Raw genomic sequence first — 16,469 nt, forward strand, 5'->3', positions numbered from 1 at the left:
TCGATCAGATAGTGTGAAGGTATCTTAAAGTCCTAAAAATTACAATAACTTTAATGACATATAGCCCGTCGCAACCCGCTAAATCAACAAAATTATTGCAACTTTTTATTACCAAAAAAACCGCAACACACTACGACAAAAAAGACAGCTACGAGAGCTGTCTTCTTGCTAATTTGAGGGTTAATTATAGCTTATTTTAAGAAAATTAAAGCTGTATTAAATAATTAGCTAATATTTTGTTCAAAATAGTCTAAGTCAAAGTCCATGATAGGATCGCTGCCTGTTTTAACCATCTCAGCATGAGCATGAATACGTGGTAGGATACGGCCGACGAAGTAGGTTGCTAGTTTTAGCTTGTTCGCATAGAACTCACCTTCTTTGTCGTGTGCTGCTTCTACCATCATTGAGAACATAAACGCATAGCATAGGTAGCCCATTGCGTGTAGGTAGTCTACCGCACAACCATTGATTTCACTCTTACGGGTGCTGATATTAGTCAGAACGGTTTTGGTTAGCTCTTCAATGGTGTCTGCTGCATCTAACGTTGCTTGCTTGATTTCGTGATCAGCTTTCATATTAGCAACGAAGTCACGGATTTCAGCCAAGAAGTTCTCTAGGTATTTGCCATTGTTACGGGCAATTTTACGGCCTAATAAGTCTAGGGCCTGAATGCCGTTTGCGCCTTCATAGATTTGAGAGATGCGCGTGTCACGAACGATTTGCTCCATACCCCATTCGCGGATATAACCATGACCGCCGAATACTTGCTGGCTGTCTACTGCCGCTTCGAATGCTTTATCCGTTAAGAATGCTTTAGCAATAGGGGTGAGCAGGGCAACGCGAGCAGCAGCAGCTTGGGCGTTATCAGCATCAACACTGAATTTAGATTCATCTAATTGCTTAGCCACATACATCGCAAAGCAGCGTGATGCTTCAGCGTTTGCACGCGCGTTTAATAGCATACGTCGTACGTCTGCATGGTGAATAATCGCATCAGCAGGCTTTTCAGGGCTTTGGATTTGAGTGTCACTACGGCCTTGGCCACGGTCAAGGGCATAAGCAGCAGCATTTTGGTAGGCAAGCTCAGTACCACCTAGGCCTTGAAGACCCATGGTGACACGCTCATAGTTCATCATAACGAACATAGAGGCAAGACCGGTGTTCTCTTCACCAACCATCCAGCCTTTCGCACCATCAAAGTTCATCACACAAGTGGCTGAGCCTTTGATACCCATTTTGTGCTCGATAGAGCCTGCGGCCAATGCGTTACGATCACCTAAGCTACCGTCTGCATTAACAATGAATTTAGGCACGACGAATAAAGAGATGCCTTTAGACCCTTCTGGGGCATTGGGGGTTTTGGCCAGTACTAAATGGATGATGTTCTCAGTAAGGTCATGCTCACCGCCTGTAATGAAGATTTTGGTGCCAGAGATAGCATAGCTGCCATCCTCATTAGGGGTAGCTTTGGTCTTGATGATGCCCAAGTCAGTACCAGCATGCGGCTCAGTTAAGCACATGGTGCCGGCCCATTGGCCTGAGTACATTTTTTCAAGGTAGGTTTGCTTTTGTTCTTCAGAAGCTGATGCTAATAGGCAAAGCGTCGCACCAACAGATAAGTTAGGATAAAGAGCGAAAGCTTGGTTGGTGGTAAAAACCATCTCTTCGGTTAACATGGTTACCATTTTAGGGAAGCCTTGACCGCCATATTCAGGGTCGCCGCCTAGACCAATCCAGCCGGCTTCTGCATACTGCTTAAACGCATCTTTAAAGCCGGCAGGTGTGGTAACAACGCCATCACCTTGATAAGTAGCACCTTCTTCGTCACCAGTACGGTTTAAAGGGAGCAATACGTTTTTAGACAGCTTAGCCATCTCCTCTAGCACCATGTTGACCGTGTCCATATCAACGTGAGCTAGATTTTCGTTCGCTTGCCAGAATTTTTCAACATCAAATACGTCATTTAGCATAAAACGCATTTCATCTAAGGGGGGATTATAAATAGCCATAAAAAGTCCTTTAATATTTTTAGAATTGTACTGAGCTAAGTTTAGCTTATAACAAAGCTTGAATACGGTTTGGTCACTTATAGATACAAATTTTTGTACAGTCAGCTTTAACAGACCGACTTTTAAGAGTCGCTGATGTTGTAGTACAGAGAGCAGTACATAGGCTGATACCGATAGGGCGGGCAAAATAAGTGCTACTGTCTCAAGAGTAGCACTTATTGGCCTAGCTATATAGCGGCTATGAGTACCTAATCATAGAAGTAGTTTATTAAAAAACAAACTGATCCACATCCATGCTCATGTAAGGCTCAGCGCCTGACTCGATACGGGCTACGTAAGTGCGAGTGCGTGGTAATAACTTGCTGTAGTAGAAGTGAGCGGTTTTGATTTTCGCATCATAAAAACCGGTTTCTGTGGTGCCATCAGCCAATGCTTTTTGAGACACAGCAACCATACGTGCCCATAAGTAAGCTAGGGTCACATAGCCACTGAAGTACATGTAGTCTACGGCAGCGGCACCTACTGAATCTGGGTTTTTGGTCGCTTGCTCACCGATACGAGCCGTTAATTCAGCCCACTCAGTATTTAGCTTTTCAAGAGGGGCAATGAATTCAGCCATCGCTTCATTGTCTTGATGTTCTTGACAGAATTTATGAATAACTTTGGTAAAGTTGGCCAGCATCTTACCTTGTGAGCCCAATACTTTACGGCCCAATAGGTCTAAAGATTGGATTTCAGTGGTGCCTTCATATAAGCATGCGATACGGGTGTCACGTACGTTTTGCTCCATACCCCATTCACGGATAAAGCCATGACCACCATATACTTGAACGCCATGGTTGGCAGCTTCATAGCCAGTTTCTGTTAAGAATGCTTTGGCAATTGGCGTCAATAAAGACAGCATTTGATCCGCGTACTGCTGCTCTTCGCCTGTGCCTTTGGCCACAGTATCAGCAAACATGGCCAAATAATAAACTAAGGCGCGTCCACCTTCAGCGAAGGCTTTTTCGGTCAATAGCATGTTGCGAACAGCCGGATGCACGATAATAGGATCGGCTACTTTCTCTGGCGCTTTAGCACCAGATAGTGAACGCATGGCCAGACGCTCTTTGGCATATTCTAGCGAGCCTTGGAACGCCACTTCTGATGCAGTCAGACCTTGAACGGCGGTACCGATACGCGCCACGTTCATAAAGGTAAACATACAGTTTAGGCCACGGTTTTCTGGGCCAATTAAGTAACCGGTTGCACCATCGAAGTTCATCACACAGGTGGCAGAAGCTTTGATACCCATTTTGTGTTCAATTGAGCCACAAGTGACTTGGTTGCGCTCCGCTAAGCTGCCGTCAGCGTTAACGTTCACTTTTGGTACGATAAATAGTGAGATACCTTTGGTGCCTTCAGGGGCGCCTGGTAAACGGGCCAATACAATATGAATGATGTTATCAGTCATATCATGTTCACCGGCTGAGATGAAGATTTTTTGACCGGTAATGGCATAAGTACCATCGCCTTTAGGTTCTGCTTTTGTACGGATAATACCTAAGTCGGAGCCGGCATGCGCTTCGGTGAGACACATGGTGCCTGACCATTCACCGGTGACCATTTTTTCTAAGTAAATGGCTTTTTGCTCATCCGTACCGTGGTGCTCAAGTGTGGCAATCGCGCCATGAGATAGGCCAGGATACATTGAGAATGACCAGTTGGCTGAGCCCATGATTTCGTTAACCACAGTACCTAAGGAGAACGGCATGCCTTGACCGCCAAACTCTTCTTCAGCAGCAAGCGCTGCAAAGCCTAGCTCACAGTATTGTTTATACGCTTCTTTAAAGCCTTTTGGTGTGGTTACTTCACCATTATTAAACGTACAGCCTTCTTCGTCACCGCTACGGTTTAAAGGGGCAATTTCGTTTTCAGCAAAGCTGGCAGCCGCTTCAATATAACTGTCAATAATGTCACGCTCTACCTCTTGGTATGGCGCTAAGCTTTGGTAATGTGCAGTGCTGTCTAAAAGCTCATGTAAAACAAACTGCATGTCACGAAGAGGGGCTTTATATTGCATGAGGCTATCCTTAAATGATAATAGTTTGGTTGAAAACCTAGAGGTTTAGACTGAACAAATCATATTGTTTGCACTAACGCTTTGGCTTATCTGACCAGCGGGCACTTAAATAAGTACAGTTGAAGACCGGGTAGGTATATCAATAAAAAATGATTTGGGGTACAAGCTATATAATTTGTTAACTATCAATGTCAGCAGCCACAGATAGGCAGAGACAAAATTATAAGTAAAGACTATAACTGCTAAATATAAGCTATGGCTATTGCTATCACTGATAAAAACTTTTCAGGTAAAAGATAGATGCTAAGCCGTTATTTTACAAGCAGTTGCACAGACTTATGGGTCACAAAAAATATATTGAATTAGCCATCGAATGGTTTTTACATCCAAAAAAACAGTAAATTCTGTATATAAAAACAGGGGTGAGCACCTGTTTTGACCCCGTCTTATTAAGCGGCGAGGCCAAATGCAGCAATGAAATATAGAAGTATCAGGATAAGAATAAGGATAGGAATAGGGATAGGGATAAGGCGCGATAATGAGCAGTAAGACTGAGCAGAAGTGACAAAGAAAACCAATAGAGCTGTGATAAATAGGCCACTATTGTCGAAGCGACAGCAAGTCACTTAAAGTTAGCTTTGGAAATTAGCTTTGGAAGTTAGCTCTGCAAGTTAGCTCTGGGCGGGGTTGGTACTGATGTACATCAACGTGGCCAGTGCCACTACAGGAGCAGTCTCGGTGCGTAGGACACGGTTGCCCAGCTGCCACGGCAAGTAGCCGGTATTGCGTGCCAATTGATATTCAGCCTCAGATAAGCCGCCTTCTGCGCCAATGAGAATGTCAAAGCGGGGGAGGCAGGCTGCCGTAGAGTCAGGGTTAGTGCCCTTTATATTAACCAAGGCAAAGTGATCGGTTATTTGAGCGTTAACATCTAGGGTTTGTTGTTCTTGTTGACTGGGCACCGCCAATACCAAAGGTAGGATAGGCTGCTGTAGATACGACTGATAATAGTCTGCGTCATATAAGTGCTGCACCATGTGATGTACCGCACCCATCTCACCTTGAAGCCACTGCTCAATACTCAGTGGAGACAGGATTAAGGTGGGGCGATTGAGCCGGCACTGCTCACTGGCGGATAATGCCACTTGCTGCCAGTGACTGAGTTTTTTGTCCACCTGATTGGCTTTGAGGCGTACTTCGCCATGCTGGCTGGTCAGTAGCTGAATGGTGGTCGCCCCAAGTTCAGTGGCTTTTTGAATGGCATAATCCATTCTATCCCCACGGCTCATGACCAAGGCTATGGTGCTATGATAGTTGCAAGTATTTTCAGCAGTATCTTGATGGATAATCTTGACTGTGGCTGATTTTTTATCAATGCTTTCAAGCTCAACCAAGCTTTGACCACCAAGCCCGTCAAATATCCAGCTTTGCTCACCAACTTTGGCACGTAGCACTCGGCACCAATGGTGATAAATGTCATCGGTTAAGCGTAGTGAGTCGCCTAACGGCCGTTGATGCAAGGCCTCAATAGATGCACTATGGTGCAAGCTTGAGTTGTAAAAAAAACGACGCATTTGATTAAGCCTGTGTGCTGACAGAAGATAGCCCTAAAGATTCAACGAGACGCTTATTGGGTTCCACTCGGTTCATACTATAAAAATGAAGGGCAGGTACACCTTCAGAGATTAAGGTTTCGCATAAGCGGTGTACCACCTCAAAGCCAAATTCACGAATGGCCTTGCGGTCATCGCCATAGTCAGCCAATTGCTTACGAATATAGCGAGGGATATCAGCGCCGCAGCTGTCAGCAAAGCGAATCAGACTGCTGGCGTTAATGATGGGCATGATGCCGGCCACAAGGTTGTGTTTGTCAGTATCTACGCCGCGCTTTTCTAGCGCATCACGTAGGTATAAATAGCTCTCAGCGTTATAAAAAAACTGAGTAATGGCTGAGTTTGCGCCTGCATTGAATTTATTCACCAAGTTTTGAATGTCAAAGTCGAAGCTTTTGGCTTGAGGATGCATTTCGGGATAAGCGGCAACTTCAATATGAAAATGGTCAGCACTGTGCTCACGGATATGACGCACTAAGTCTACTGCAAAAGGCAGCTCACCCATGCCCACTTGGCCAGAAGGCAAATCACCGCGTAGCGCAACCATACGGTTGATGCCGATGGATTTATAGAAGTCTAATAACTCTGAGATCTGTACTTTGTCATCACCAATACAGGAGATGTGCGGGGCAATAGGCGTGTTGGCGCGATTTTGTAGCGTCTCTACGATACCTAAGGTACGGTTACGCGTGGTACCGCCAGCACCATAGGTGACTGAAAAGTAACTGGGCTCCAATTCATTTAAAGCATCAAAAGTTTGGCAGAGCTTTTCTACGCCCTCACTGGTCTTGGTGGGGAAAAACTCAAACGAGAATCTTGGCTTATTCATGTCCTGTCCTTGATAAAAAATATACAGCGCCTTAATAAAATAAAGAGGGCCTTAATAAGAGGCTGAGAAATTATTCATTTCTCAGCCCTTAATGTAACCCGTCTACTGTCTAACGCTAAATACTAAAAAGGTTTAAGGTTAGTACTTATAGTCATCAGCTTTAAATGGACCTTCAACCGGCACACCTAGATACTCTGCTTGCTCTGGGGTTAGTTGGGTCATAACGCCATTGAAGCCAGCTACCATAGCGGCGGCTACTTCCTCATCAAGTTTTTTTGGTAATACTTTTACGTATAGACCCTTAGCACGCTCATCAGCGGGTAGCTCAGAGAATTTTTCTTGGTGTAAGTACATTTGAGCCAAGACTTGGTTGGCAAATGAGCCATCCATGACACGTGATGGGTGACCGGTGGCGTTACCTAGGTTTACTAGGCGGCCTTCTGCCAATAAGATGAGGTAATCGCTTTGGTCTTCTGAGCGATACACTTGGTGAACTTGTGGTTTGATTTCTACCCAGTTCCAAGTATCACGCATGAACTGAGTGTCAATTTCAGTGTCGAAATGACCGATATTACAGACCACAGCGCCTGATTTTAGAGCAGCAAGCATGTGCTTATCACACACATGGTAGTTACCTGTCGTGGTGACAATAAGGTCGGTGTCTTGTAATAGGCGAGTGTTGATGCCTTCTGCTGAATCAGTATTTTTACCATCAATATAGGGAGATACTAACTCATAGCCGTCCATACAGGCCTGCATAGCACAGATAGGGTCTACTTCTGAGACACGTACAATCATGCCTTCTTGACGTAAGCTTTGCGCTGAGCCTTTACCCACATCGCCATAGCCGATAACCAGAGCACGGCGGCCGGCAAGTAACATATCAGTGGCACGTTTGATGGCATCATTTAAGCTATGACGGCAACCATATTTGTTGTCGTTTTTAGACTTAGTAACCGCATCGTTTACGTTAATGGCAGGTACTTTTAGAGTGCCTTTATTAAGCATATCGATTAGGCGATGTACCCCAGTGGTGGTCTCTTCTGAGATACCATTGATGGTCTCAAGCATTTGTGGGTAGTCGTTGTGAATCAGCGCTGTTAAGTCACCGCCATCATCTAAGATTAAGTTGGCATCCCAAAGCTGGCCGCTGTCTTCACCGCCGACAAATAATTGTTGACGTAAGCACCACTCGTACTCTTCTTCAGTTTCGCCTTTCCAAGCGAATACCGGTACGCCGCTGGCCGCAATAGCCGCTGCTGCATGGTCTTGAGTTGAGAAGATATTACATGATGTCCAGCGTACTTCAGCACCTAGAGCGACTAAAGTTTCGATCAGTACGGCGGTTTGGATGGTCATATGAATACAACCAAGAATCTTGGCACCTGCTAGAGGCTGTGCTTCGCTGTAGCGCTTGCGTAGGCCCATTAAGGCTGGCATTTCAGCTTCAGCTAAAGCAATCTCACGGCGGCCGTAATCGGCTAGGCTGATATCGGCGACTTTATAGTCGTGGAAGTTTTCTAAATTGGTTTTTGAATCGACGTTAGACACTGCGTCCATCTCGAGCTCCTTGGTAGAAAATAAAAAAATTAAGGGGAAGAAAACGCAGGTGTCGTTGTTTGCCAATAGCAACCAAAGCGTATGAATTTAGTAAAATCAGCTTAATCTATTGCGCACGCAGGGTCAGCAGCAGAATACTGGTTTATCAATTCAATCTATTTTTGTAACGCTATTTAATAAGGGCTAACCGAGCCTGACAGTAAAGCTTAACCAACAATAAAATACATGCTATACTATATTGCTTGATTTTGCTGAACCGACGCAACACCTCTCGGCAGCTGCCTATTGTAATGGAAATGAGGCTCAAAGTCATCTGCTGTGTTAGCATTAATGATGTGCCTTGAGCGTGATTTATTTTCAATAAAGAGCATCCAATTAGGCGTCAAGATAAGTAGGTCCACTTACAAACTTTAAGTAAAAATTACAGAATCCCTATTAAAAGGTAACTTTTGGGGGATGACTTTAATTGTAAAAAAGTGTTTAATAGGCGCATATTGATACGAAAACCTCAATAGGGTGTCTCATGGACGAGCAACTTAAGTGATTTATATAGAACTGTGCATTGTATTTAAATTTGCACAGATCCAATATAGATGATGGCTTAAGTTGCTTTTTAGATTGTGGCCTCTTAATTTACGGTTCATTTAAGTTTATACTTTGGAGATGTTATGAAACTTTTTAAATTAACAGCAATCACTGCTGCAGTACTAGGTTCATCAGTAGCTATGGCTGCTAACACGGTTGTTGTTGACAACACTCAAGCTGGTAACGACGTCGTAGTAGTTACTGATGCGCAACCAGTTGGTTATCAGTATGACCAAAACGCTGGTGTTATCGCTAACACGACAGGCGCTTTAGTAGGTACTGGCAAAACTTTATTCAACACTGCAGTTCATCCAGCTGCTGTAAGTGCTGAGATTGGTACTTTAGGTTACGGTGCTAACATCGCTTGGGGTCTAAACGAAACTACTGAACTAACTGCAGGTTGGAACGGTTACAACGACGACGGTACTAAAGACTTAGACGCTAGCGATTCTTGGATCAACTGGGGTAAAGTATTAGGCGACGGTTGGGGTAACTTCGAAGGCGATATGAGATATGATATCGACGCTAGCAACCCATACATTGGTGTAAACTTACGTCCATGGGCTACTAACTTCACAGTGGGTACTGGTATCTTAGTTCCTGATAATAAAATTAAAGCTTCTTTAACTCCTACTGGTGATAGCGCACGAGTTAAAATTGATGGTGAATCGTTCACCATCAATAATGGTGAAACTGTTGATGTTAAAATTGAAAACAAAAACAAACTTGCTCCATACTTAACTGTTGGCTACCGTCCAAATATCAACCAAAACTGGGGTCTATTCGGCGAGCTAGGCGCAGCTTACATGGGTAAAATGAAAGCTGACGTTAAATCTAGTGCTGGTGATGTAGCGTTAGAAGAAGCCGCTAAGAAAGAAATCGAAGATGACAACATCTGGTACCCAATCGTTAAAGCTGGTGTAACTTACCGCTTCTAATAATTGCTTATCTTATGGCGATAAAAAAACGACCTCTCGGGGTCGTTTTTTTATGCTTGTTATTTATTAAAGCCTTTAATTTATTAACGTTATGAGACCGAACCCATATCATATACCACCGCCCAAGCATGTCTTGGATGATATAGGTATTGTCGGCTAGACTCGATAGAGTTGTTACTGGCGTGATGAACACTTGCTAGAGACAAGGCGTTGGGCTGACGTGCCATATCTATTAAAGCTTGAGCTGGCAATAATAAGTCAACGCCTAAAGCGTGCATGAGATTTGCGGTTGTGGCACTGGCCGCCACTTGGTATTTGCCGTGAGCCTCTTTTAGCATCCATAATAGATTTAGCACTTGCTGCTGCTCAGTGATAGGTAACTGCTGCAGCCAGCTTTGCTCATCGTGTGAAAAAAATCTTTGACCAATCTTGGTGGGTATGGGGTTTTGTTCGATATCTATGCCGATAGCCCCTACAGTACTTAGTGCACAAGCCACCGTATTTTGAGAATGAGAAAAGCTTACGGTATGGCCTAAAGGCTGTATCCGATAAGGATAGCGTGACTCATCTAAGCTGAGCTTTATATTTAAGGCGGCTTGAGGAGGGATAGCACCACGGTTATCTACGATACCTAAGTTGCAAGTAGCGGTAGTTTGCCTATCTATCTTGTTATTGACACATTCATTAGCAATAGGCAATTGGTTAAGTAGCTTATGAAACAGCTGACGCACCGCCTTTTTTTGTAGCGTATGTAAGGTGATCTTTTCAGAGGGCTTTGATAGATGGTTATAAGAGGCGCTTGAGAGTGTCGCATCAAAAAAAGAGCTGGCTATCCAGACACAGGCTTTTTTATCATCGACTGCGCAAGGCTGGCCTTGGGGATTAATGCCCCAAAATTGTGTGTCATATAAGGCTAAGTTCGGTTTGTCATAAAAGGTATTAGATGGCATTAATTTAAACTGTCTTATCTTATTTATAAAAAAGGTGAGATAGCGGATACGAAGTTCTGTAGCTGTCAATAAACATAAACCCAGCAAAAGCTGGGTTTATGTTTATTGGCCACTGTAACGGCTAAGTGACTTGCTTACTTACTTACTTACTGGTTACCGGCTAGGCTGCTAACTGAATAAGTGACAGTGACTAGCGGGGTTCTTAGCTTAGTAAGACAGCTCAGCACGGCGATTTTGGCTGTAAGAGGCTTCATCAGAACCTGCAGCCACAGGACGATCTTCGCCGTAACTGATGGTTTCAACGCGTGCATCCATAATGCCTTTTGAAGCTAAGTAGCTTCTAACGGCTTGTGCACGGCGCTCACCCAAAGCGTGGTTGTATTCGCTACTGCCGCGCTCATCGGTATGGCCTGCGACCAATACTCTGGCATCTGGATGGCTTGATAAGAAAGCGACTTGCTCATCTAAGATATTGGCCGCTTCTGCATCAATGTCGTAGCTGTCAAAAGCAAAGCGTACGACGCTACGCAAGTTTTGAGCATCGGCTTGGACTTGTTCCGAGTTGGTGACCAGTGGCCCAGTTTGATAAGCAGCGTTACCAGGTACAGCCATAGGCGCTACCACGAACTCTGAAGTGTTAGACTTGCTGGCACAGCCGGTGGTAACCAATAGGGCGGCAGACACTAGGCTAATGGCTGAAATTTTAAGCGTTGAATACATATTTTTTCCTCAGATTACTCAAAATGGGGCACTAAACATAGCCTGCTATGATTTAAGGCCACTCATTGCGTTAGTTATTAAATCGTTGCACACCTAATTTTTAAATACTCATGTTTTTAAATACTCATGTTTTCACATACTCATGTTTTCACATACTCATAGGTACTGGCAATGGCATCACTGCCGTTAAGTCATGATTTATGAGTGTTTGGTAGCTTGAATAAGCCTATAGTTCGTTATTGCAAATATAGCACATTTCACAGAAGATGTTATTTTATGTAAGTAGTCTTACTGTAAAGTGATATTAGACAGATTAGAATAGTGACAAAGTTTAATAAAGATAACAAGCATTTTATAGCAGTGCGGGATGATTCGCTACGCAATTCTTCTCATTATCCGTATTAGGCCTGCTTTACCAGCGGTATTTGTCAAAGTTTTCTGGGTTGGCCCAGAATCTGGCATTTAGCCAATCCGGCTGGCGTTTGTAATCATACAAATTAAATTGCCAGCAGTGGCTATAACAGTCATCGGACTCAGTGATAGGCAGTAAGGTATAGCCTAAATCATTAAGGCTAAACTTATCAGTAACACCATCAGATTTATCCGGCCCACCACAGTGGCCGCTGACGGCCAAAAACAGCAAGCTTTGTTCAGCAAACAAATCTCTTAATCGAGTGGCGATGAGTTTTAGGGTATCGGTGTCTAGAGGGGTTAATGGCTGCAATGGCTGATTGTCAATTAAACTCCCCTCAATAAAACAGCCCAAATCATAGCGCTTATTAAAGTTAATTTGTATAAAGTCTTGGGGACTATGGGTGGTAATAGCCAAACCAAGCTTATCTTTAAATCCTGTCTCAAGTGCTTTAGCCACAGACTTGTTATGATCAGTGGTGCTGATTAATAAAAGCTCAAAACCAGCTGCGGTTTTGTTTGAGGCGTTATCACTATCGACGGTCTGCTGCTCAACTAAATGGGTAATGATTTTAGCGATATGCTGGGTCAAAGCTTCGAGCTGGGAAGTTGGGGCTGACATCATAAAAACTCTTTAAAACCTTTTAAAAACTTGGGGAGGGTGGCCGCAGTCTATTACAATAAGCTTGAAAATATGCTGAGTGTTACAATATAAGCCTTATGGCTATAAATGCAACGCTTAACTGTGGCTTGCTAAGTATTCAATGACCGATTACATCGCATTGAACAGTCAACAATCCCTGCCTCTTGATCATTGCAATTAAAAAAAAGAGAACCTTATGAGTAGTAGTGTCAACAAGATTTATCTCAAAGACTATACCCCGCCAAGCTTCGCTGTGGATTCTGTACACTTAAATATTAAGCTGTTTGAGGATCATGCCACCGTAGACAGTGTGCTGAATATGAGTCGCCAACACCAAGGTGATTTGGTTTTATTTGGTCAAAATATGAGCTTAACGGCCATTAGTATTAATGATCAGCCATTGCAGCCATCAGAGTATCAGTTAGATGATACCCAACTGGTGATTGCCAATGCGCCGGATACCGCTGTGGTTAAGATAAGCGTTCGTCATCAACCACAAAAAAACACCGAGCTTGAAGGCTTGTATATTGCCGGCGAGGGCGATGATGTGATGTTCGTGACTCAGTGTGAGCCTGAAGGATTTCGCAAGATTACTTATTACCCTGACCGCCCTGATGTGCTGTCGGTATTTACCACTCGATTGGAGGCGGACAAAAAGTTCCCCACCTTACTGGCTAACGGCGACTTAATTGAGTCAGGTGAGGTGGCAGAGGACAGCTCGCGTCACTATGCCGTTTGGCATGATACCAGCAAAAAGCCAAGCTATTTATTTGCCTGTGTGTTTGCTGACTTGGCAGTATTAGAAGACCGCTATACCACCATCGAAGACCGTGAAGTCAAGCTTGAGATTTATGCCAAAGCACATGATATCGATAAATGTCATGTGGCGATGCAGGCATTAAAAGACTCTATGCAGTGGGATGAAGAAAACTACGGCCGAGCGTATGATTTAGACCGCTATATGATTGTTGCGGTGAGCCAGTTCAATATGGGCGCGATGGAGAATAAAGGTCTAAACATCTTTAACACCTCTTGTGTGCTGTCGAGTCCTGAGACGACCACAGATGCGCGCAGTTTTAGCGTGAAATCGATTATTGCGCATGAGTATTTCCATAACTGGACCGGCAACCGAGTCACTTGCCGAGATTGGTTCCAATTGTGTTTAAAAGAGGGCTTGACCGTCTTTCGCGATCAGTCATTCTCAGCAGATCATCAGTCGCCAGCAGTGCAGCGTATCGATGATGTGTCTATGTTGCGTGCCCATCAGTTCAGTGAAGATGCAGGCCCACTGGCGCATCCGCCTCGTCCGAGCAGCTTTGTTGAGATTAATAATTTTTATACATCAACTGTGTACGAAAAAGGCGCTGAAGTGGTGCGTATGTTGGCCAATACCTTAGGTGAAAAATACCGTCAGGGTACAGATACTTACTTTGAGCGTTATGATGGTCAAGCAGTGACTGTTGAGGACTGGCTATCGGCGTTAAGTGCACAAGGTAAATCGGTTGAGCACTTTATCGACTGGTACACCCAGCCCGGCACCCCTGAGGTGAGTGGCCATCAAAATTATCAATACGATGAGCAGACCCAACTGGGCAAGCTGACCGTTAGCCTCTCGCAGAAGACTCGTCAAGTAGAGGGTTACGATGCCCCAAAAGCTTTGCCGATTCCTATCAACGCTGCGGTGTTTGATAAACGCACGGGCGCCATCATTGAAGAGCGTCTCTTGATGCTCGATGAGGACAGCCAGCAGTTTGTGTTTGACAACCTAGCTACGGTGGATGGCGCTGAGCCTGTCTTATCATTACTGCGTGACTTTAGTGCACCGGTACAAATGCGCTTTGAGCACAGTGACGAGGATTTGGCCTTCTTGTTGGCCCATGAAACCAATGGCTTTAACCAGTGGCAAAGTGCTCAGGCATTGGTCAATCAGATTTTATTGAATCAAAAAGACCCTGCGATTTATCTGGAGGCGGTGAAAAAGGCCTTTTTAAGCTTGGCTCAGACTGATGCCATGCTGGCGGCAAGAATTTTGGACATTCCTGCTGAGCGTGAGCTTGCCACCGCGGTCAATACCAACTATAAGCCTGAGCAAATGAAACAAAAATGGCAAGGCTTAAAGCAGCAATTGGCTGATATCCTGAAGGCGCAGTGGACACAGATTTATGAGCAGCTGCCTATTACGCAGTACCAAGATACGCCAGAGGCGCGTGGCCAACGGGCACTACGTAATGTGGTGCTGGATATGGCACTTACCGCAGGTATAGATGAGGCCCATGACTGGGCAAAAGCTCAGTATGATAATGCACGCTGTATGACCGAACGCTTGGGTGCCCTAAGTGCGATGATCAATCACCAGCACCCTGATAAAGCTGAGATGTTAGCCGACTTTTATCAGCGCTTTAATCAAGAAGCCTTGGTGATGGACTTGTGGTTTAGCGTACAGGCCAGTGATGACAATGCCAGTGTGGCAGAAGTTGCCGCCTTGATTGAGCGTAAGGACTTTGACTGGGGTACGCCCAATAGAATTCGTGCTGTGGTAGGTAGCTTTGCCGCTCAGCCGACCAAGCTATGGACGCCGCAAGGGGTGCAGCTATATATCTCTGTCGTTAGAAAGCTTGATGAGACAAACCCAGTATTGGCTTCTCGTCTATTACAAGCTTTATCGCGCTGGTACACCCTCGCTGAGCCGATGCGTGAGCAAGCCAAGCAGCAGCTACAGCAGCTTAGCAGCCAGATCAAATCTAAGAATGTCACCGAAAGTTTGCAGACCTTACTTAAGGCCGGCTAGAGCAGCATCATACACGCTGTTATGTGTCATTTATCGTTATCTGCAAATAAAAACGCCTAACATCAAGTTAGGCGTTTTTTTTAATCTTAGTCTGCTGTTAGCGTGAAGGTAGGACCTCTTTAATGGTGTTACGCAGGTTGCGTAAAGAGGCAACCGTACTGTCCCAGTCCAAGCAGCCATCAGTGATAGACTTACCGTATTCAAGCTGACTTGGGTCGCTGGTGAGCTTTTGATTACCACCTTTTAAGTGACTTTCAATCATCAGGCCCATAATCGATTTATTACCATTTTTGATTTGCTCAGCCACGTTTTGGATAACCATGGGTTGTAAGTATGGGTCTTTACCTGAATTGGCATGGCTTGAGTCAATCATAATCTTGACCATAGCATTGCCTTTTTCAAGCTCGTTCTCAGCCTGTTCAACCGAGGACTGGTCATAGTTAGGTTTGCCATTACCGCCGCGCAGTACCACGTGCGCGTAAGGGTTACCTTTTGACTTAATGATACATACTTGGCCATCGCTGGATAGGCCTAAGAAGTTGTGACCAGATTTTACAGCGTTCATGGCATTGACCGCGACTGTCATACCGCCATCGGTACCGTTTTTGAAGCCCACAGGACATGATAAGCCTGAGCTCATTTCACGGTGAGTTTGACTCTCTGTGGTGCGCGCACCAATGGCCGACCAACTGATTAAGTCTTGCATATACTGCGGGGTGTTGGGGTCTAACGCTTCTGTGGCACAAGGTAGCCCTTTTTCATTTAAGTCTAATAACAGCTTGCGTGCCATACGCAGACCTTTTTCGATATCAAAGCTGTCATTCATGTCAGGGTCATTAATTAGGCCTTTCCAGCCCACAGTGGTGCGCGGTTTTTCAAAATAAACACGCATCACAATATAGATGCTGTCTTTTAACTCATCGGCCAGCTTCACCAGCTTATCTGCATACTCATGAGCCGCTTTGACATCATGAATAGAGCAGGGACCCACAACAACTAACAGGCGTTTGTCAGTACCATCAAGGATATTTTGGATGGTGGTACGGCCGGTAAGTACAGTGTTATAGGCGGCTTCTGATAAAGGATACTCAGCTTTAAGACTGGCGGGTGTAATTAGCGGGATAAACTGTTCAATATTCACGTCGTCAATGTCTGCTGTGTGGGTAGTCGATGTTGTGGTCATAATCGGTTTGCCTAGTTTAGAGTATTGTTAAAATAGTTGCTAAATTAATTATTGGTATAACGTTACAAGAATAACGGTTTGAATGTGAAATATGACTTAACAAATATAAATCAAAGGGCTTAATTGGAATAAATAAGTTTGCTCTACCGTCTTACTGTAGCACAAAGCTCAGATGGGC

11 protein-coding genes are annotated in these 16,469 nt (G+C 44.5%); 2 read left to right on the plus strand and 9 right to left on the minus strand.

Annotation, left to right across the window (positions count from 1 at the left end; genetic code table 11):
* Window positions 1–224: 224 nt before the first annotated feature.
* The 5 genes from MN210_RS05100 to ahcY all read right to left on the minus strand — a co-directional run bounded on the left by MN210_RS05100 (window position 225) and on the right by ahcY (window position 8,073).
* Window positions 225–2,009, minus strand: coding sequence for an acyl-CoA dehydrogenase C-terminal domain-containing protein (locus MN210_RS05100; protein WP_338412677.1), 1,785 nt, complete (start codon window positions 2,007–2,009; stop codon window positions 225–227).
* Window positions 2,010–2,277: 268 nt separating this feature from the next.
* The gene (locus MN210_RS05105; protein ID WP_110816406.1) at window positions 2,278–4,071 is read right to left on the minus strand and encodes an acyl-CoA dehydrogenase C-terminal domain-containing protein; all 1,794 of its coding nucleotides are present in this window, start codon (window positions 4,069–4,071) and stop codon (window positions 2,278–2,280) included.
* Window positions 4,072–4,742: 671 nt separating this feature from the next.
* Window positions 4,743–5,645 carry a 16S rRNA (uracil(1498)-N(3))-methyltransferase gene (locus MN210_RS05110; RefSeq protein WP_338412678.1) on the minus strand — a complete coding sequence of 301 codons (903 nt, stop codon included), beginning with the start codon at window positions 5,643–5,645 and terminating at the stop codon, window positions 4,743–4,745.
* Window positions 5,646–5,649: 4 nt separating this feature from the next.
* Window positions 5,650–6,513: a methylenetetrahydrofolate reductase gene (locus MN210_RS05115; protein WP_338412679.1), complete on the minus strand. Its 864-nt coding sequence runs from the start codon at window positions 6,511–6,513 to the stop codon at window positions 5,650–5,652.
* A gap of 138 nt (window positions 6,514–6,651) precedes the next feature.
* Window positions 6,652–8,073, minus strand: a complete 1,422-nt coding sequence (gene ahcY, locus MN210_RS05120; protein ID WP_155586878.1) for an adenosylhomocysteinase — start codon at window positions 8,071–8,073, stop codon at window positions 6,652–6,654.
* Window positions 8,074–8,741: 668 nt separating this feature from the next.
* Here ahcY and MN210_RS05125 point away from each other — a divergent pair.
* Window positions 8,742–9,596, plus strand: a complete 855-nt coding sequence (locus MN210_RS05125; protein ID WP_110816410.1) for a hypothetical protein — start codon at window positions 8,742–8,744, stop codon at window positions 9,594–9,596.
* A gap of 89 nt (window positions 9,597–9,685) precedes the next feature.
* Here MN210_RS05125 and MN210_RS05130 read toward each other — a convergent pair whose 3' ends face one another.
* From MN210_RS05130 to MN210_RS05140, 3 genes are all read right to left on the minus strand, one after another.
* The gene (locus MN210_RS05130) at window positions 9,686–10,546 is read right to left on the minus strand and encodes a 4'-phosphopantetheinyl transferase family protein (RefSeq protein ID WP_338412680.1); all 861 of its coding nucleotides are present in this window, start codon (window positions 10,544–10,546) and stop codon (window positions 9,686–9,688) included.
* 207 nt (window positions 10,547–10,753) lie between these two features.
* Window positions 10,754–11,266: a peptidoglycan-associated lipoprotein Pal gene (pal, locus tag MN210_RS05135; RefSeq protein ID WP_110816412.1), complete on the minus strand. Its 513-nt coding sequence runs from the start codon at window positions 11,264–11,266 to the stop codon at window positions 10,754–10,756.
* Window positions 11,267–11,678: 412 nt separating this feature from the next.
* Window positions 11,679–12,302 carry a DUF6231 family protein gene (locus tag MN210_RS05140; RefSeq protein WP_241879406.1) on the minus strand — a complete coding sequence of 208 codons (624 nt, stop codon included), beginning with the start codon at window positions 12,300–12,302 and terminating at the stop codon, window positions 11,679–11,681.
* A 214-nt stretch (window positions 12,303–12,516) separates the two neighbouring features.
* Between MN210_RS05140 and pepN the strand changes: the two genes are divergently transcribed.
* On the plus strand, window positions 12,517–15,108 hold the full coding sequence (gene pepN / locus MN210_RS05145; protein WP_338412681.1) for an aminopeptidase N: 2,592 nt from the start codon (window positions 12,517–12,519) through the stop codon (window positions 15,106–15,108).
* Between the two features lie 97 nt (window positions 15,109–15,205).
* On the opposite strand, the gene MN210_RS05150 is transcribed toward pepN, so the two are convergent.
* Window positions 15,206–16,291, minus strand: coding sequence for a 3-deoxy-7-phosphoheptulonate synthase (locus tag MN210_RS05150; protein ID WP_110816415.1), 1,086 nt, complete (start codon window positions 16,289–16,291; stop codon window positions 15,206–15,208).
* Window positions 16,292–16,469 lie beyond the last annotated feature (178 nt).

This window comes from Psychrobacter raelei (genome assembly GCF_022631235.3).
GTDB classification, from domain to species: domain Bacteria; phylum Pseudomonadota; class Gammaproteobacteria; order Pseudomonadales; family Moraxellaceae; genus Psychrobacter; species Psychrobacter raelei.